This window comes from Sphingobacterium sp. ML3W (assembly GCF_029542085.1).
In the GTDB taxonomy this organism is placed as follows: Bacteria; Bacteroidota; Bacteroidia; order Sphingobacteriales; family Sphingobacteriaceae; genus Sphingobacterium.
The window spans coordinates 3164955-3183080 of sequence record NZ_CP107036.1 but is presented as its reverse complement, the minus strand read 5'-3'; the positions used below and the strand labels follow the sequence as shown (position 1 = coordinate 3183080).

17 protein-coding genes and 1 tRNA gene are annotated in these 18126 nt (G+C 37.9%); 9 read left to right on the top strand and 9 right to left on the bottom strand.

What is annotated here, in order from left to right:
• Positions 1-88: 88 nt before the first annotated feature.
• From OGI71_RS13520 to OGI71_RS13505, 4 genes are all read right to left on the bottom strand, one after another.
• Complete coding sequence (locus OGI71_RS13520; RefSeq protein WP_282256020.1) at positions 89-1027, bottom strand: DUF5777 family beta-barrel protein; 939 nt, start codon at positions 1025-1027, stop codon at positions 89-91.
• Positions 1028-1045: 18 nt separating this feature from the next.
• Positions 1046-1594, bottom strand: a complete 549-nt coding sequence (locus OGI71_RS13515; RefSeq protein ID WP_282256019.1) for a YceI family protein — start codon at positions 1592-1594, stop codon at positions 1046-1048.
• A gap of 12 nt (positions 1595-1606) precedes the next feature.
• Entirely contained in the window at positions 1607-2011 is a 405-nt protein-coding gene (locus tag OGI71_RS13510; protein WP_282256018.1) for a cytochrome c, read from the bottom strand.
• Between the two features lie 156 nt (positions 2012-2167).
• Entirely contained in the window at positions 2168-3016 is an 849-nt protein-coding gene (locus OGI71_RS13505; RefSeq protein WP_282256017.1) for a hypothetical protein, read from the bottom strand.
• Between the two features lie 63 nt (positions 3017-3079).
• On the opposite strand from OGI71_RS13505, the gene OGI71_RS13500 reads away from it, so the two are divergent.
• The 3 genes from OGI71_RS13500 (at position 3080) to OGI71_RS13490 (ending at position 6277) form a co-directional block, all read left to right on the top strand.
• On the top strand, positions 3080-3757 hold the full coding sequence (locus OGI71_RS13500) for a sigma-70 family RNA polymerase sigma factor (RefSeq protein WP_282256015.1): 678 nt from the start codon (positions 3080-3082) through the stop codon (positions 3755-3757).
• Positions 3757-5007: an outer membrane beta-barrel protein gene (locus OGI71_RS13495; protein WP_282256014.1), complete on the top strand. Its 1251-nt coding sequence runs from the start codon at positions 3757-3759 to the stop codon at positions 5005-5007. The genes OGI71_RS13500 and OGI71_RS13495 overlap by 1 nt, the downstream gene beginning before the upstream one ends.
• Before the next feature lie 262 nt (positions 5008-5269).
• Positions 5270-6277, top strand: coding sequence for a bestrophin family ion channel (locus tag OGI71_RS13490; RefSeq protein WP_282256013.1), 1008 nt, complete (start codon positions 5270-5272; stop codon positions 6275-6277).
• Positions 6278-6799: 522 nt separating this feature from the next.
• On the opposite strand, the gene OGI71_RS13485 is transcribed toward OGI71_RS13490, so the two are convergent.
• Positions 6800-7438 (bottom strand): hypothetical protein, encoded by a 639-nt coding sequence (locus OGI71_RS13485; RefSeq protein ID WP_282256012.1) that lies wholly within the window; start codon positions 7436-7438, stop codon positions 6800-6802.
• Positions 7439-7591: 153 nt separating this feature from the next.
• Positions 7592-8623 (bottom strand): hypothetical protein, encoded by a 1032-nt coding sequence (locus tag OGI71_RS13480; protein ID WP_282256011.1) that lies wholly within the window; start codon positions 8621-8623, stop codon positions 7592-7594.
• Positions 8624-9279: 656 nt separating this feature from the next.
• On the opposite strand from OGI71_RS13480, the gene OGI71_RS13475 reads away from it, so the two are divergent.
• From OGI71_RS13475 to OGI71_RS13455, 5 genes are all read left to right on the top strand, one after another.
• Positions 9280-9717: a GNAT family N-acetyltransferase gene (locus OGI71_RS13475; RefSeq protein ID WP_282256010.1), complete on the top strand. Its 438-nt coding sequence runs from the start codon at positions 9280-9282 to the stop codon at positions 9715-9717.
• Positions 9718-9889: 172 nt separating this feature from the next.
• On the top strand, positions 9890-10348 hold the full coding sequence (locus tag OGI71_RS13470) for a hypothetical protein (protein WP_282256008.1): 459 nt from the start codon (positions 9890-9892) through the stop codon (positions 10346-10348).
• 168 nt (positions 10349-10516) lie between these two features.
• Positions 10517-11257, top strand: a complete 741-nt coding sequence (locus OGI71_RS13465) for an SDR family NAD(P)-dependent oxidoreductase (RefSeq protein ID WP_282256006.1) — start codon at positions 10517-10519, stop codon at positions 11255-11257.
• 262 nt (positions 11258-11519) lie between these two features.
• A complete protein-coding gene (locus OGI71_RS13460) occupies positions 11520-12488 on the top strand; it encodes an ROK family protein (protein WP_282256004.1) in 969 nt (322 codons plus the stop codon).
• A gap of 130 nt (positions 12489-12618) precedes the next feature.
• The gene (locus OGI71_RS13455; RefSeq protein ID WP_282256003.1) at positions 12619-13002 is read left to right on the top strand and encodes a hypothetical protein; all 384 of its coding nucleotides are present in this window, start codon (positions 12619-12621) and stop codon (positions 13000-13002) included.
• 231 nt (positions 13003-13233) lie between these two features.
• On the opposite strand, the gene OGI71_RS13450 is transcribed toward OGI71_RS13455, so the two are convergent.
• From OGI71_RS13450 to OGI71_RS13440, 3 genes are all read right to left on the bottom strand, one after another.
• Positions 13234-13716, bottom strand: coding sequence for a hypothetical protein (locus tag OGI71_RS13450; RefSeq protein WP_282256001.1), 483 nt, complete (start codon positions 13714-13716; stop codon positions 13234-13236).
• 420 nt (positions 13717-14136) lie between these two features.
• Positions 14137-14218 (bottom strand) — tRNA-Leu (locus OGI71_RS13445).
• A gap of 389 nt (positions 14219-14607) precedes the next feature.
• Positions 14608-15492, bottom strand: coding sequence for an AraC family transcriptional regulator (locus tag OGI71_RS13440; RefSeq protein ID WP_282256000.1), 885 nt, complete (start codon positions 15490-15492; stop codon positions 14608-14610).
• Positions 15493-15618: 126 nt separating this feature from the next.
• Between OGI71_RS13440 and ppsA the strand changes: the two genes are divergently transcribed.
• Positions 15619-18051, top strand: a complete 2433-nt coding sequence (gene ppsA, locus OGI71_RS13435) for a phosphoenolpyruvate synthase (RefSeq protein WP_282255999.1) — start codon at positions 15619-15621, stop codon at positions 18049-18051.
• The last annotated feature ends 75 nt before the right edge of the window (positions 18052-18126 follow it).

Sequence of the window (18126 nt, the reverse complement as noted above, 5' to 3'; positions counted from 1 at the left end):
CCCTAGATCGCTATAGTCTGGGGGATAATATTTCAGCTTTAAACTAATGTCGTTGATGGCAAACAATAGTACAGCGTGTTTATTGATTTTATCCTTTCTCTTTTTTGTTAAAATTAAAACGTCTTGCAATACTGAAGCCCCATCTAAATTGCCCTTTCCCCCATGAACTGTTGGTCTCACTGATAAACTGTGATTCTTGTATCGCTGTGGCATTTGTAAAATTGAGATGAAATATATGTCCACCTGTGTCCATTTCCAAACCAACTCCTAAAGCATTGTAGTAGCGTTGGCCAGTTAGCTCTTCGCGGTATTTCTTTTTCGAGGATTGACGGAAGGGAAGGAAATAGTCGGCAACGAATGCTATCCGTTTACTGACTTTCGCCCTACCACCAATACCGATTGCAAACATATTATTCTGGTCATTATAGGCTGTATAATTACGGTGAAGATAAGAGGGGACAACAGTAAGAGAAAAATTCGAACTGAATTTTCTGGCAATTATCAATTGCGTCACATAGCTCAGACGGTCGCTGAATCGTTCGAAACTTGCCGGCGAATGTTTTTCTTCCGAAGCCTCCATCGCGGATACGACTGTGCTTCCAAAAAAGGCGATCGAAACAGGCACACTATTGTCTATAGTCTGTTCAACAAAGCGGTATTTGATATTACCTTCATAGAGTTGTCTGACTTCTGTGGCGCCTTTCGCTCTAGCGATTCCAATGTTGATATTATCTGTTAAACCATAATCAAAACCGATCCTGATATCTGTTGAATTGTCAAGACCGAAGAAATTTTTCGCTCCACCGGCACTTCCTCCAATATCTCCAAACCGGTGATCTACTCTGAAGTCCATTTCATTTCGATGAATGGTTTCAGTAGTTTTTAGATTTATTAAGTTGCCCGATTTAAATGTCGCAGTAACTTTTTCGTTCTTTGGCCCTTCAAGCTTGATCATTTTATCGAGATCTTCCTGTGCAACTACTTTCAGCGAAATAATAGATAGCACTATGCCTAGTATACTTTTCATAATTGAATGGAATAATTATTAGTTATAAGCAGCTTCTATTTTTACTTTCACGACCTCTGCAATTTTCTTTCCGACGATTGAGGGAATACTGATTTTATGGTCTGCCAGTCTGACATCAAAGGCTGCGATAGCTTTTATTGCACCATTCTTCACATTGAAAATCGCAGCGGTAGAATAGGGTTTACCGACACCATGGATTTGTAAAGTACCTGAAACATTCAATTTGTAGGTGCCGTCTTTGGCTAATTTTTCACATTCATCGATCTTACCTTTAAATTCAGAGAGCGGATATTTATCGCTCTCCATATAGTTTTCATTAAAATGCTCCTGCATCAGTTTTTTATCAAATTGGAATGAAGTAATTTTTACCCGAAAGATAATCTCTCCTGTTTTGATATTTAGGGCGGACCCCGCTAAACTGCTTTTCGCTTCTATATCTTCCAGGGGGGCGCTGCTGAAAAAAGAAATAGTTGCAGCTTTGGAGACTAAGGAATTTGTCTGCTGAGCAAATGTCGCCTTACTCCCGAGCAAAAACAGGAACATACTGTATATATGTATCTTATTCATATGAGTTTTGCATTAGTTTTCCGGCGTATTGCGTTTGATCCAGGCATCCAGCAATTCTATTTCTTTGGCTGTCAAGGTGCCCCCGATGGGCATCGTTTTGGTCACCAATACGACGTTGTTAATTTTTGTAATATGATCTTTGACCGAGTTATATCCGTTAAATTCCCAACGTGCACTGGCAGGTCGTCCTGCGGTATGGCATGACCTGCATTTGGTTTCAAAAAGTGCTTTTGCAAAATTTGTATAGGATACATTGTTCACGGTGACTTCTTCCGGCCCCGGAGGTTCAGGAGATAATTCCTCGGCTTGTTTTTTTGTACATCCTGTAAGTGCAATCGCTATTACAACAATAGTCGCAATAGTAAACGTGAACTTATTGTTCGGGATGAGTGGTCTAGCTATTTTTAGTTTTTTCATCTGTATCATTTTTTTCTCGAAGTTGATGAAGCTATCAGCTTTATTTTTTACATGTTTTTATCTGCTATTGCTATTCAGGGACTCGTCCGAATGCTTCGGACCCAGTTCACCTGGCCGTGTATTCGAATAAATCATTGTAGCTTCATAAACTAGAATTTAGCTAGCAGGTGCAATAGTTGTTTTGTCATTCAAGATTGGCCATACTGCGGGGCGAGGAAAGCTAATTCCTTTGTTGTCACCACGTTGTTGATCTTGACCAAAATAGTACATAGGCCATCCTTTGAAAGTCAATTGTTTTTTGCCAAAAACATCGATAACCGAAATATCTGCCGATTTTATGAGGGACGGTAAGGCTCCTTTGTCCATTTGATAGATCGGCCAGACCACATCATTGCTGAAATCGGGTTTGGTAAACGTATTTTTATTGAATTTGTCGGGGTTAAAGGCATAAAGTGTTCGGCCTTTATCGTCGGTTAAATACAAGGTGCTGCCCGTACCTTCTGTGTAATCTCCCAAATAGTTTTTCCCATCATGCCCGATAAGTTGTGCATTGGCAACCATGAGCAGATAATCGGGCTTTGCGACATACCAGATTTTATTTACAGCATCCCCTTTTACGGCATCAGATTGGCTGTCTCCAGCATAATAATATAGTGGCCAACCTTTGTAAGTACTTTGTTTGCTACCATCAGCTCTCGTAATTTCACCTAGAAGACTTTTATCGATCTTCATATCCGAACTTGTCTCATTGTTATGATAAACCGGCCATGTGGATAGACAATTTCCTGTACATGCTGACATGCCTTTTGTATCATTTGAAAAGAAATAGAGCGTTTTCCCATTAGCATCAGTCAGAATGGTGCCAAATTGAGCATTTGCAGCTGTTTGTACTCCCTTCTTTTTATCTTCAGGAGCTTTATCGTCATCTTTAGAACAAGACGAAAATAGGGATAACATGAGGATGGCCATGAGGGCTGTTTTTACATTTTTTGGGTTGAGTTCCATAATACTAAGTTTTAATTGTTGATACTAACCATTACGACCATGCCCTGGAAAAGGTTGCCTGCTATGAAAAAAATATTTTTTTTCATAGCAGGCAACCTTTTCTATTATCTCATCGTACTATATTTTATACTATATTTATCAAAAGAAAAGCAACAATATCGAGTGGCGATAAAAGAAGTTGACGAAAAATCTATCCATATTATTAAGGGATGCATAAATGAGGACCGTAGATCTCAAAAAGATCTTTATACCACATATTATGCGCTGGCACTGGGTATATGTTTACGATATGCCGATAATAAAGAAGATGCAATAGGTATTTTAAATGAGGGATTTTTTAAAGTATTTAAAAATATAATCAAATATGATTATCAAAAGCCTTTATCTACCTGGATAAAAAAAATCATGACAAACACGGCAATAGACTTCTATCGCGCGAAAATTAGACAGGGTTACCTGGTCGATATTGCTGTGGTTGAACATGCTATTGCCGATAATGATACGATAACTCAAAAATTGAATTACGAGGATTTGCTACTGATGATACATCAGCTTCCGCCGGCCTATCGTACAGTGTTTAATCTTTATGCGATTGATGGGTATGGACATGAAGAGATCAGTGACATGTTGGGTATTGCGGTTGGAACTTCAAAATCCAATTTGCATAAGGCCCGTGGACGACTTGCTGAAATGGTGAAAAGCCAAGAGGAGACAAAAGGTAAAACTGGGGAGAATACATAATGGAAAAGGACAAGAACAAGATTGATGAGATCTTTAGAGAAGGTCTCGATGAAGCCAATTTTGACTTTAATGAATCGCATTGGGAGGAGATGGAGTCTCGATTGAACAATGATCGAAATAAAAGAAAGTCAACATTGTATTTCCTTATAGCATTATCTACGGCAGCAGCCGCAGTTCTCGCTCTTTTTTTTATTTGGAATAAGGATCTACCAGTAGAAAGCAAAAAAATGGATAATTCTGGTCAATCCGCTGCTATAAATAAATCTGAGAAGCAGGTAGGGGATACTATTATTCAGCATGATCTTTCACGGATAACACCTCTGGCAAAAACGGAAAATATAAAATCCGGCTTGAAAGAAGATATTGATTTTAGTCTGGGGGAAAAAACTGGTGGGGAGCTGATACAAAATAATACGATAGCAGCGCTCCCAGAAACAAATCATGGTATCATGCGGCGGATCGATACAAAAACCGATTTTACAGTTCCGAAAATGAAATTTAAAGTTGGGAAACTACCACGTTTTAACTTATCCATAGATCCGGTTGAAACAACAGGAGATCGGTTAGCAGCGTTGTATAATCAGAAGCAGATTGAGGAGCCCAGTGTGCCAAAAAGAGAACCGTCGGTGTTAACACTTCTGGCAGGACCTGATCTAACGAGTGTAAAAGGTGCTGGTAAATCTTCCTTAAGTCAGAACGTTGGTTTGGCTTATTCCTATCCACTAATTAAAGGGTTGAGTGTTTCTGTTGGCGCTATCTATGCCAAGAAGAATTATAAGTCAGCATACAGCTTTTATTCTCCTTCGAATCCACCACAACTGACACAGTTGCCTAGCCAGGTCAGTGCCGTATGTGATGTGATCGATGTCCCCCTGACAGCAAATTATACGGTATTGAAAAGTAAAAAGGTAAAGTTTAATGTCAGTGCTGGTCTGTCCAGTTATTTTATGCTAAAGGAAAAATATACATTTGACTATGAAGGTGAAGCGAGTTCTGGAGGCAAAAAGGGTGCAGTCTATGAAGCCAAAAGCAGTTACGGAGATAAAAAAAGTGTAAGCTATGAGGTCAATGGAGAGAACCAGCATATTTTTGGTGTAGCAGACTTTTCGATATTGGTTGAAAAGAAAATCAGCAACAAGATCAATATAGGCATAAAACCTTTTGTTAAGATACCTCTAACAGGAATAGGATATGGGAATGTGGACTTACAATCAAAAGGTGTCGCGTTTACACTGGGATTGAGTTTATAACATGATAAGATCAGTATATACCGGTCAAGCATCGAGCTGTTCCTGTTTACAGCTGAATAATCCTATCGGACGAAAGAAAAAGACAGGGACAATTGGTTGTTTCAACCGTCTATACTGTTATACGGATAGATCATAATACTTGAATCGGGTACAACTGTATTCAATAAAGTATGCTGTAGAAGGACAGTGGATCTTAATGAATGACAGTTGATTAATGCAGAATATTTCGTATTTTCAAGAGAAACATATTATCAAATAGACTATGCATACTGGAAGAAGATACAGTCCCCAGGAATTTTTCAAATGGACTTTCCGCGATACCTTGTGGATACTTTTAATAGCTACAGTCCCTACCGCTTTATATTATTTTGGCTGGCATTTTCTTGCATTACCCTGGCAACCCCTTGCCCTGTTGGGAACAGGGTTGGCTTTCATTGTCGGATTTAAAAATAATGCGAGTTATGGGCGTATTTGGGAAGCGAGGCAGATCTATGGCAGCGTGATTAACGACAGTCGTAATTTTGCATTTCTGGTACGTGATACAGCCGGTGGAAAGCAGGATCCTATTGTAAAACAAGTGTTCTACCGGCACTTTGCCTGGCTTACCGCATTGCGATACCAACTTAGGGAACCACGTAATTGGGAAAATACCAGCCGTAAGAGCAATCAAGAATTTCTGCGTACACATTATCGTATTCCTGAATGGGATGGCAAGTTGGAGGAAGTGTTGGGGGGCTACCTGGAAGAAAAGGAACTCACTTATATTCTGTCCAAAAAGAATAGGGCAACCCAATTGTTAGCATTACAGTCGGAACAAGTTGCAGCCCTAAAAAAAGAGGGGCATATCAATGATATTCAATGGTTGGAGCTGCAACAGGGGATCATCAGGCTGATCGATGATCAGGGAAAAGCCGAGCGTATCAAAAACTTTCCTTATCCGCGCAATTTCGCATCGGTTACGACTTATCTGATGTTTGTGTTTATTTTATTATTGCCTTTTGGTTTGCTCCGGGAGTATGATAAATTGGGCGAGGGGACGTTTCTGGAAGGATATAGCATTTGGCTTAATGTTTTGTTTTCTACAATCGTAGCATGGGCATTTCATGTTTTGGATACCATAGGAGAGAGCTCAGTCAACCCATTTGAAGGTAGTGCCAATGATATACCGATTACGCAAATTAGCCGAATGATCGAAATTGATATGCGTGATATGTTGGATGAGACTTCGCTACCGCAACCTATTGTTGCTGAAAATAATATTTTAATGTAAACCGTTTATTCTGTCTGTCGTAGCTTTTTGTTCTTTTTAGCTCGAAAACAGCATGCGTGTAAATGAATGAAAACAGAAAGAAAAAAAATATCTACTATTTTAGTAGATATTTTTGTTTTTATGATTTTAAATCTTTATATTTGTACTATCATAATTTAGGTTTATAATTGGTTATTTAAAGGTTTTCATTCTCCCCGTTTGAAAACCTTTTTTTGTGAAAGTGTCTGTTTTCTATTGGTCAGAAAGGACCTTCAGTTGATTTTCATGGCTGTTGGTGCTTATCAGAGCATGAAGGTTTTGTTTATGTATTGTTTTAATCAATGATCAATTCATGGTCTATCTGTCGTTCAATCCCATCTAGCGAAAAAGATCCTACACTGGTTCTAATTTTAATGTAAGATCCCTGTATTTATCATTTCTCTCATCCTTGTCGGGAGCATAGGAAAATGTATATCTTAAACTGAAAGCGCTATAACTTTTGTTGGAAATATTATTCGTTTCAATCACTATGCTAGGAGTCTGTTAGTTCATTCGCATCTTATGGATCTTGTTTGATACATAGGCGTTATACTGTATGAAGCTTGGATATTGATCTGTTTTAGCCATTTCTGGGATAATAATAGCTAATTCAGTACCCAGATCTAAAAACTGTGTCTCCAGGAGCTTAAACCTATTTTCATCAGCACCCTCTTTAGCCTTGGTCATTTCAGCGAATAGGTTTTCCAGTTTATCCAAATATTTTTCTGCTTTCTCATTGTTTAACTCGGGACGATTTGCATTTCCTACCTGTTCTGTCGCTTGTCTATTTTGCGCACTGTACCCTTTTTTGCCAGACTGATTATTGTTGAAGAATGTATTTAAACCAAAAGCTAGTAGTGTAAACAGGGGTAGAACAATCAGCATGATAACCGGTCTGCCACCGTATTTTTTAAATTTGATGTAAGCACTATATAAAAGTATACCTCCCAATATAAGTAAACCGATTGCTAAACCTATATTTCCTAAAAATTCATAAACAGGAAGTAATATTCTTGGGATTCTATAAGATGATTGCTCACTAAAATAACTGACTCCAAGAGCCAAAAAAAATGCGCCAATAAATCCCATTGCGAAGGATTTAACTTTTTCTGCAATTGCCTGAACGTTGTTTGCTGTTGTCATTTTGCCTAAGGTTTAAAGGGCTGAGCAAATAGCATAAGCCTTTATAGGCCTAAAATTAATGACTACTATAAAATTAAATCTTATCTATTTACAATCCGTGATATCCCTTTTACAATTCGATAAATAGAATTCCCAGAATATCGGTGCAAGTTTTCAAAAGAAGGTGTAATTCAGATCGAGGCTACGATCTTCAAAATAATGAGCCATTTTAGCCGTTTCAGATTTTCGTTGTATTGTTGTTAGAAAACCTTTTTTATTATAGGTCATGATCAGTTCACTTACTTTTTGCCCATTCCAGCTATTTTGCATCAATATCAGATTTTTGTTGTTGTCATAGGTATATTTTTCACTTCTAGGCTCAACACTAGCATCGGTTTCATTGATTGCTAATAGCAGTCCATCTTTAAATTCGTATTGTTCGGAGGGGATGGTCTTAGCTGCGCAACCAGAATGGAGAAATTGAACAATAGGATGATTATTAAAATAATAATATGTTATCTTTTGGTGGCAGGTATCTTGACCACCTCCATTTTTTACAAAATCGAAGAATTCCGTACGTTCCTCTGCTTCAAAATTGTTTTCTGTAAAGTAACGATACCGCCAGGAGGAAAACTTATTTTCATTGATCATGTTATTTAACTGATTTTCATCAGGCCATGATCCTTTGAGAATGATTTGATCCAAACCAGGAACTGGTTCTCCCATCCAATCATTATTTTGTGTTCTATTGGGTATTTGTGCGTTCAACGAAAAGATTCTGATATTGTCAATTCGTTTCTTTTCATCATATCCATATACCTTTATTGTTACGATGCCACTATGATAATCAATCCTTGCTTCTCTAGTAACAAGTCCATTTTTCTGATAGTGATATGCGGTATAAAAAACAGTATCTATTTTTTCTTGATTGTATCGGCTCATGGTTATGTTCTCCAGAAGACCGTTGGAATCAAATGTATAATGATTGGAAATTCCATTTTCTTGACTTTTGAGGGTTACACTTTTTACCCTATTCCCCTTCATAAATGTTGGATTGAATGGGAATATTGTCTTTGTAAAATAGCCTGGGATCTCAACTGGTGTAACCTGATAAAAAGATATCATTTGAGCTTTCCCCATTACTGGGCTAAAGTATGCTAAAATACCGATGAGAAAGGGAAAAATAGTGTAATTCAGGTTTATCATATTTCAAAATATAGAATTAATGTCACATAACCAAGTGTCATTTTTTTGAGTGCAGATGTATTCTCACTCTAACTAGCTATATTCAAAACTAAATAATTCCAATCGAATTTATTGTTATTATCTCGTTGGAATGTTGGGAAATTCTCCTGTTTTCCATATTTCATTAAAAATTCTACAGGTGTAAGTTGCCCTAGCGAAGAATGTAGACTGACATTATTATGTGTTGCTTTCATCCAAAAAGTTCTTGCTCCATTTACGACCAATGAATTGTCTAGCATGGTTAACTTTTCTGCATCCAAATTATTGAAGGTCACTTTAGAACCCTAGGTAACGGTCGTTAGGATATTTGCTTGTTCGCTGGGGCTTTCATAAGTTTCACCCCTCAGACAGCGTGGTATAATAGTTTTTGGATACTTGTTGCGCAAATGTGTTTAGGCTAAAAACAAATGTTAAAAAGCTAAAAAATAAAGTTTTTTTATGAAAGAATATTGTGGATCTTGCCATAGAAATAATTTATTTTAGGAAATATAGCTATAATTGTAATTTTATTCTATAAAATTTTATTTTAAATTATAATGAACGTACGGGGTGCTTTTTTACTTGGGCGGTATATTGCACAAATAAAATCTGGCCTTTGCCCTTCAAAATTTACAGGTATGATTAGAAAAATTGAAACGAGTGATTATCGAAATCTGATTCTAATATGGGAGAGTGCTGTGTTGAATACACATGATTTTCTGAAAGAGGAGGATTTTAATTATTATAAGGCGCAAATTCCAACCTATTTTGAACATGTTACGTTGTTGGGGTATGAGGAAAATGGGGTATTAGTTGCGTTTATGGGGATTTCTGGAGAGAACCTAGAAATGTTATTTATTCACAATGATTTTCGTGGTAAAGGAATTGGAAAACAACTCATTTATCATGCAATAAAACATTTAGAAGTGACTAACGTAGATGTAAATGAGCAAAATATCCAAGCCGTGAATTTCTACAAGCATATGGGATTTAAAGTTCTTAAAAGATCCGCATTGGACGGACAAGGTAAAAAATATCCGATCCTACACATGGGATTAGAAGCTAATAGCTACTAAGCTGCGGCTCTATTATTTTATTTTTTTCATAACGAAGACTATTCCGAATGTGCCACCTGATCCATTCTAAAAAAGCTACCCTTAATTAAATAGGCAATCTGTCAGTTACTTCATGATGTAGCGAATCAACGAGGATTGGCGTTCGATATTATGCTAATCAAGTAGATAAATTATGAAAAAATATTTTAAATTATGCGTCCTATCCATGCTTTTTATTACCCTTGGAGCTTGTAAAAGCAATGACGATAACGTATTCTGTGCCGAGATTTATATTCCGATGGTGGGTAACATTAATTACCTAAATGAAAATGGAAAGGATTTAATATTTAGTGACAGCCCACTTTATCCTGTAGAAGGAATCGAAATATATAAAATAGCGCCAAACGACCAACATATTTCCCTTTCTTTTACGATAAACAGAGCGCAAAAGTTTATTGCCGTTAATTTAGAAAAAATGGAAAATGGAACGTTTTATATACAACTCAAACCCGGTGTAATAGACAGAATAAGCTATATAGCTAAAATTGATGAAGGTGATCCCTGCAGAGATTATAAACTAACGGAATTGAAGCAAAATGATAAAGCAGGTCAATATGATAAAAAAACGCAGGTTTGGACTTTTAAAAAATAGGGTCACAAAATGCAAATGACCAAAATCAGTGCTGTAATCTTTAATGATAGATTTTTCTGGGAGGAATTTTTATTGACTTCAAAGTGAAGAATGACAAATGTAGCAAGTTTCGGATTTTATCTTTTTAGCTAACCAAATAAATTTGTATTAACTAATAAATCAAGTGATATGCAGATTTTTAAAGATAAGGTTATCCTGATTACAGGAGCTAACAGGGGAATAGGCCGGGCACTCCTAAAAGCTTTACTAAACAATGGAGCAAGAAAGATTTATGCTACCTGTAGGGATTTGAGTGCAATGCCAATATTTGATGATGATCGGGTTGTAACATTGACCTTGGATATTACGGAGGATAAGCAAATCGCAATGGTTGCCGAAGCCACGCAGGATACTGAAATCCTCATCAATAATGCTGGAGTTTTAAGTGCAGGAAATATTTTGGAAGGCGACCTATTGGGAATGGATAACGATATGAAGGTAAATTATTTTGGAACAATAAAGATGATGCGCGCGTTTGCACCTATTCTGATAAAAAATAAACCATCGAAAATGATCAATATTGTTTCAATTGCAGCTTATTCACCTTTACCAACTATTGCCGGATATGCTGCTTCAAAAGCAGCCCTCTTCTCTGCAACACAATCTGTCAGAATCGAATTGGCAAGAGAAGGAATTGCTGTTTATGCTGTAAATCCAGGGGCAATTGATACTGATATGAACAAAGGAAGTGATTGGGATATGCCGGATCCGGATAGTATAGCTCTAAAGATATTGGAATATATAGCCGAGGGTAAACTCGACATTGTACCTGATGAGATGGGACAAGGGATGTATAATACTTGGCGAGAAGATCCTTCTAAACTAACAAAGATCTTTTCAGATCTATACTATGCAGAAAATACGAACTAAAGACATGAGGCACGATCTTCGCATGAACCCGATTTTTACCTGATCAAATTCGAACGGATAAAATCGGGCTCATGATCTTCAATAATTGAACTAACATCGTTATTGCAGGCTGTCATTGCAATATCGGTTTAAATAGATCATGGTTGTATTGTATTGTATTGTTGCACAGTCAGTATCCAAACTGGTACACTAATCCCTTGTTTAATTCACTATAAAATGCTATCTTTTTTATAATTTTAAAACTTAGAAACAAAGAATAATAATGTCATTAATAGATTTATCAAAACGTGTAGCGCTGGGAATAGATATCGGAGGTACTAATACGAAATTCGGAGTAGTCAATCATCGGGGTGAAGTTCTTGAAAAAGGAAGCATAAGGACGGATGATTATGAGCATGTTGAAGAGTTTATAGATGCTTTGTATGAGAAAGCTTATCCTCTCATCGAAATGTTTGGCGGTGAAGAGAATTTTGATGGAATTGGAGTTGGTGCTCCTGATGCAAATTATTATACTGGGACAATAGACCATGCCCCCAATCTTCCCTGGAAAGGCGTGATTCGATTTGGTGATTTAATGACTGCCAAATTCAATATTCCCTGTACAATAACCAACGATGCGAATGCCGCAGCATATGGTGAAATGCTTTTTGGGGCAGCACGAGGAATGAAGGATTTTATTATGATCACTTTAGGAACAGGTGTAGGAAGCGGCATTGTTGCTGGAGGAAAGCTTATTTATGGACATGATGGGTTTGCTGGAGAACTGGGACATACGATCGTCAAACCGGGAGGAAGAAAGCATTGGAGCACAGGTTCTGAGGGAAGTTTGGAAGCCTATGCTTCTGCAACGGGAATCACAATTACTGCGAAGAAAATGAGAGCTGAATTTCCGGAGTCAATGCTGAATCAATACCCCGAAGATGCCATCAATTCCAAAACTGTTCATGAATGTGCGGAAAAAGGTGACCCCATTGCCATTGAAGTCTTTAGGTATACTGGTCAGAAACTGGGTGAAGCATTGGCAAATTTTGTGATGTTCTCCTCTCCGGAAGCCATTCTGCTGTTTGGTGGTGTAATTAAAGCTGGTGATTTTATTTTAAAACCTGCGAAATTGCACATGGAAAGAAATCTTTTTCCCTTATTTAGAAATAAGGTGAAACTGGTTTTCAGTGAACTGGAGGAAGCAGATGCAGCCATTCTCGGAGCGAGTGCTTTGGTTTGGGAAAAATAATTATAATAATGCATATTTAATTTGTGGGAGAGGGTAAGAGTTTTTACTATTAAAGGGCATAGTATTTGCTTAACTTATTCTTTAAAAATTGAAAACTTTCTACACAATTAAAAAAAACAAATTTAAATAGATGAAAAAGACCATTTTACTTTTTGTATTGCTCTGCACTGCTTTTTTTTCAAAAGCAGATCAACTTTCTGCATTAACACAGGTGCAGGCAGAGAAAGCCGTTGGATATCTCAAGAAGGAAGCAGTTGTTGTTTTGTGGTGCAGCTGTTGTGATAATGAAACACCGAAAAAAGTTACCGTTAACGAGGTGTTTTATAAAAAAGATAGTGAAGGAAAATATTATTCTGTCATATTAAAAGGTAGAGATGAAAGTGGAAAGGAAGTTGAAGAATATTTAGACCTAGCTTATGTGTTTGTGAAAAAAGGTAAAAAAGCAAAGAGCCTAGGTAAGGTATTAAAATTTGAGTGCGACCCCTGTACAAAACCATTCGACTGGTCAGCTTAAATTATAACAACAATTTTGAGTCTGTAGAGCTAACACTCGCAGCGATTGATAATTGAAAAAAAATCAGCATGGAATTTTCCATGCTGATTTTTTTAGAAGGGTATTGAACATTAATTTGAGGCTTTACCTTCTAGATATCAAAATATATTGGTATGCCAATTTTGATACAAACGTTAATTAGTGCAGTTTCAAAAAGTTCAAAAACTTGTACCCGAGAATCCCTCCTAATACCTATCTGTAATCTATTCTGTTTGCGTCTGTATCTTCAAGCTGCCTTAAAATAGATTGAGGAATTTCATCGCTGTCAATTGGGAAGCTGATTGAATCGGAAATAAACGTCTTTCTTTCTGCTTTTTGAAAGATCTCAAATAGTGCAATTGGTTCCTGATTAAAGCTGATACATGTACTTATAAAATGCAATTTAAAGAGCTTATATTCTGGGTTTTTAAGCTTTTCATTGATGTCTTTTATTCTTGAAATAAAATGCCGCTGGCGGATAAATGTATTGCTGTTCATTATGATAAAGACATAGTCTGAATATGCTGTTACCTTCCCGAAATATTTGTGATGATCACCACCACTTCGTTCGATAAAATATTCATCAGAAGTTTCAGACTTGTAGATCTCCATCGCCGAACGCCATATCCGATCTTCTTTGGCCTGCAGAATATTGGTTTTATTGATGGAACAGCCCAGAGAAAAGTCTGACGACATCTTAAATCCCGAAATAGGTACGAAGCAACTGGTACTCCATTCCCCACAAGCGATATATTTGCAGGAAATAGAGTAATAGACAGTATATATTTAGCTGGTTTGTTTGAAGAGCTTCCTTAAGCTCCCATTTTTTTATTTCCTTCAAAGTGGATCATCCAAGCGATGTCGAATTTATCCTGAAAGGATGCAAATAATTCAGCGAAAAACTGTTCGCCTAGTGGCATTTCTATGTTTTGGGCACCCGTTTAATCCTAATATCATGAATTATTTGTGTAATTGTTTGCGCTCCAGGTGTTATGGTACCTCAAAATATCTGGTCGAATAAGACATAGACTACGGCTATAGGGGGAGCTCGGATAGTTCTAGGATATTTTAAAATAAAAAAAACCTCCTGAGATCTTAAACTCAGGAGGATTTCAGTGCGGAAGAAGGGACTCGAACCCCCACGCCTTGCGGCGCCAGATCCTAAGTCTGGTGCGGCTACCAATTACGCCACTTCCGCATTAGGATTTCTTTTGATGTCGCAAATATATAAACCTAAGCAATATCTTGCAAGTATTCTGCTTACATTCGTTGTACAGGGCAGAGAATGAACCAGATATTTTCAAAATAGTTCCTTTACCCCTTGATCAGATGGTGCTAATTTTTGTCTAAAATAATTTGATGAACTAGAAATTATCCTAGAATAGTGAATTTATCCTCTTAAAATAAGCCCGTATAAGTTATTTGGAGACAATTCAACGAAATAGCTGTCGTATTTTTATATAAGAATGCCTGGAGGGAAGAACAAACCTCCAGGTTTTCTTATGAGGCTTAGGTAGTTTTTCCCTTGCAATCCTTATTTTGATTTGCCTATGGATGTTTAGAGTAAACTATTTATGACAATACTACTTATTGTCGATGTTCCTGCCGATAGGCAATCGGAGATTTTCCGGTTTGCTGTTTAAAATAGCGGTTGAAGTTTGATAGATTGTTAAATCCTGAGCTCGTACAGATTGCAGAAACACTCTCATTTCCGTCACGCAATAGTTTACAGGCATGTTCGATTCTGACTTCAATGAGAAAGTCAAAATAGCTTCTTCCTGTACGAGACTTAAAATAGTGGCAAAAGGCATTCGGAACCATATATACTATGCCTGCAATGTCACTTAGCTTGATGTCTTTGTAAAAATTGTCCATGGTGTACAAGTAGATCCTGCTCAAACGTGTTTCGTCTATTTTCTTAAAGGGTTTGATATCGTCATTTTCGCAGCTCTGGGGAATATCTTGGCTTGCGCTGATTTCATTTATTAGCAATAGTAGCAAAGGTAGCTGTTCGTAGCTTTCACAGCTTTCTAGCTTCTTGAGTTTCCTTATCGCAAGCGTTTTTGTTCGTCCTTCTAGCTGTAATCCGACCTTTGAAGCTGTTAGTAGCTTGCTTAATAAATTGTTTTCAGGGAGATTGAGAAAATCTTGCCCTAATTTGTTGGGGTCAAAATGTAATGTCAACAGCTTGAGAGGTACTGGTGTCCTGCCGTGCTTCATTGCATAGTCATAATAGCGATTCGTTTCGAATTTGAACATGTGTGGCGCATTAGCCCCAATGAGGATGATCGTACCGCTGGAAATTCTTTTGGAAGATTGACCTATTGAAAAAGTTCCCTGCCCCGAACAGATATAAATCAGCTCGAGTTCACGATGGCTGTGGAAGCTGTTTGCTGCATGGTAAACATCAGCAGTTGCAAAGGTAAACATCGAATTTTTCGTTAGGATGGTCTGTCCAAAATAGTTTTCCATTTATATAATATAAATACAAATATGTTTATGATGTAAATAAAGTTATTAAAATAATATCAGTTTGTCTTAATATTTAACAAATGACTTCAAAAAATGCAGCCTAACTTCGTGTAAAATAATTGTATAATGAACGATAACAGATTTACAATGCGCCTGATTGAAGCCTCTATTGAGGATATTGATTTGGTAGGAGGGAAGAGTGCTTCCTTAGGAGAAATGTTACAGCATTTGAAACCTTTAGGAGTAAATATTCCAGATGGATTTATTGTGACCAGTAGGGCCTACTTTCAGTTTATCACCGACAATCAACTGGATCAGAAGATCAAAGATATACTGAAAGGTGTTGACAGTACAAACCTGCGGGAGCTGACCAGTTGTGGGGGTAGGATAAGAACATTGATTCAGCAAGGTATTTTCACACCGGCAATGGAACAGGAGATCCTAGCCGCCTACGAAGAGCTTATCGGTTTAGAGCATATACAGGACTTTGGTGTTGCGGTCCGTTCTTCCGCTACAGCAGAAGATCTCCCTGATGCCTCATTTGCCGGTCAGCAGGATACCTATTTAAATATTAGGGGAAGGCAAGATCTGTTGGTAGCGATTAAAAATTGTTTTGCCTCACTTTTCACTGACCGAGCAATCAGTTATAGAGAAGCATTTAATTTTGGACATTTTAATATAGGACTTTCTGTCTGCATACAACAGATGGTACGATCCGACTTAGGAGCTTCGGGAGTCGCTTTTTCTATTGATACGGAAAGTGGTTTCAAAGATGCTGTGATTATGAATGGATCTTATGGATTGGGCGAACTTCTTGTGCAAGGGATGGTGAATCCGGATGAATTTATTGTATACAAACCCTTGTTAAAAAAAGGGTACGCATCAATTGTAGAAAAGAAGCTCGGGAGCAAACAATTACAGATGATTTACAGTGTTTCAGGAAGTGAAACAGTAACGATAATAGATACACCAGTAGAAAGCACGAAGCGATTTTGTCTAAGCGATGCGCAAATCCTTCAGCTATCCAAATGGGTGTGTATTATTGAAGAGTATTATACTGCTCTCAAAAGAAAATGGTGCCCTATGGACGTAGAATGGGCCCTTGACGGTTTGAAAGGTGATTTATACATTGTTCAGGCAAGACCTGAGACCATTCATTCACTAAAAAAATCCAATTGTATTACAGAATATAAAATCAATGCGAAAAACAGGTCATCGCAGGTTCTGCTAAAAGGCATTGCAGTGGGAGACAAGATTGCCTCTGGGAGAATTCATAATTTCAAGGGAATCAATAAGCAAAATATACAGGAGATCGACTTTAACACAGGTGATATCATGGTTGCGGAGATAACTGATCCCGACTGGGAACCGATTATGAAAAAGGCAGCTGCAATAATTACCAACAAAGGGGGGCGGACATGTCATGCTGCTATTGTTGCACGTGAATTGGGTGTACCCGCTATTGTAGGCTGTGATGGAGCGACAGAAATACTGCTTACTGGACTGGAAGTTACTGTTTCATGTGCCGAAGGTGATACAGGGTTAATTTACCAAGGAAGCATTCCTTATAGTAAGCACGAGCATGACCTTTCTGACCTACCCGAGGTGAGTACACCAGTAATGATGAATATTGGATCACCAGATATCGCCTTTCAGTATGCGGAGTATCCAGCAAAGGGGGTAGGTTTGGCTCGGGAGGAATTTATTATCAACAACTATATCAAGATTCACCCGATGGCGCTCTTAAAACATCGGGAATTGAATGATATCGAGCTGAGTAACCACATTAGTTCACTTATTGCAGGCTATGCAGATGAACAGCAATATTTCATTCAAAAGCTATCCTACGGAATTGGTAAAATCGCTTCGGCCTATTATCCAAATAAGGTAATCGTTCGTTTTTCAGATTTTAAAACCAATGAATACTATAATATGCCCGGTGGAAAGCACTTTGAACCTAGAGAGGAAAATCCAATGATTGGTTGGAGGGGAGCTTCGAGATATTATTCAGCGGCCTATAAGGAGGCTTTTGGGATGGAATGTAAAGCGATAAAAAAGGTCCGGGAAATAATGGGGCTCGACAATGTCGTCGTAATGATCCCCTTTTGCCGTACAGTGGATGAGTTGCTGCGGGTTTATCAGGTGATGGAGGAATATGGCCTTCAACGGGGCGATAATGGAATGGAAGTTTATCTGATGGCAGAAGTTCCTTCCAATGTCATCCTCGCTGAAGAGTTCGCTCGTCATATCGACGGGTTCTCCATTGGATCGAATGATCTTACTCAGTTGGTACTTGGAGTGGATCGCGATTCAGCCTTAGTTTCCGGTTTATATAATGAGCGCAATGCTGCGGTCAAAATAATGATTGCGAATCTTATTCGCGCTGCAAAGAGACAAGGAGTCAAAGTTGGTATCTGCGGGCAAGGTCCATCCGATTATCCTGATTTTGCACAGTTTCTGGTCGAAGAGGGCATAGATTCAATTTCCGTTACACCCGATTCCTTTATGAAAACAGTGAAGGCCATCAAAGAAATCGAAGAGAAGTTGGTCGCTTATTAATGCAAAAAACTCCCGGGATTAAAACCTCGGGAGTATCTCTTATTAGAAGTTGTTCCGCTATGATTTTTACCATAG

Excerpts from the sequence above, each read along its gene's own strand:
- OGI71_RS13490 (WP_282256013.1), top strand. The coding sequence starts at position 5,270 with ATGCATACTGGAAGAAGATACAGTCCCCAGGAATTTTTCAAATGGACT.
- OGI71_RS13440 (WP_282256000.1), bottom strand. The coding sequence starts at position 15,492 with ATGGAAAACTATTTTGGACAGACCATCCTAACGAAAAATTCGATGTTT.
- OGI71_RS13520 (WP_282256020.1), bottom strand. The coding sequence starts at position 1,027 with ATGAAAAGTATACTAGGCATAGTGCTATCTATTATTTCGCTGAAAGTA.
- OGI71_RS13500 (WP_282256015.1), top strand. The coding sequence starts at position 3,080 with ATGAAAAAAATATTTTTTTTCATAGCAGGCAACCTTTTCTATTATCTC.
- OGI71_RS13510 (WP_282256018.1), bottom strand. The coding sequence starts at position 2,011 with ATGAAAAAACTAAAAATAGCTAGACCACTCATCCCGAACAATAAGTTC.
- OGI71_RS13450 (WP_282256001.1), bottom strand. The coding sequence starts at position 13,716 with ATGTCGTCAGACTTTTCTCTGGGCTGTTCCATCAATAAAACCAATATT.
- OGI71_RS13455 (WP_282256003.1), top strand. The coding sequence starts at position 12,619 with ATGAAAAAGACCATTTTACTTTTTGTATTGCTCTGCACTGCTTTTTTT.
- OGI71_RS13460 (WP_282256004.1), top strand. The coding sequence starts at position 11,520 with ATGTCATTAATAGATTTATCAAAACGTGTAGCGCTGGGAATAGATATC.
- OGI71_RS13515 (WP_282256019.1), bottom strand. The coding sequence starts at position 1,594 with ATGAATAAGATACATATATACAGTATGTTCCTGTTTTTGCTCGGGAGT.
- OGI71_RS13465 (WP_282256006.1), top strand. The coding sequence starts at position 10,517 with ATGCAGATTTTTAAAGATAAGGTTATCCTGATTACAGGAGCTAACAGG.
- OGI71_RS13475 (WP_282256010.1), top strand. The coding sequence starts at position 9,280 with ATGATTAGAAAAATTGAAACGAGTGATTATCGAAATCTGATTCTAATA.
- OGI71_RS13485 (WP_282256012.1), bottom strand. The coding sequence starts at position 7,438 with ATGACAACAGCAAACAACGTTCAGGCAATTGCAGAAAAAGTTAAATCC.
- OGI71_RS13470 (WP_282256008.1), top strand. The coding sequence starts at position 9,890 with ATGAAAAAATATTTTAAATTATGCGTCCTATCCATGCTTTTTATTACC.
- OGI71_RS13480 (WP_282256011.1), bottom strand. The coding sequence starts at position 8,623 with ATGATAAACCTGAATTACACTATTTTTCCCTTTCTCATCGGTATTTTA.
- OGI71_RS13505 (WP_282256017.1), bottom strand. The coding sequence starts at position 3,016 with ATGGAACTCAACCCAAAAAATGTAAAAACAGCCCTCATGGCCATCCTC.
- OGI71_RS13495 (WP_282256014.1), top strand. The coding sequence starts at position 3,757 with ATGGAAAAGGACAAGAACAAGATTGATGAGATCTTTAGAGAAGGTCTC.
- ppsA (WP_282255999.1), top strand. The coding sequence starts at position 15,619 with ATGAACGATAACAGATTTACAATGCGCCTGATTGAAGCCTCTATTGAG.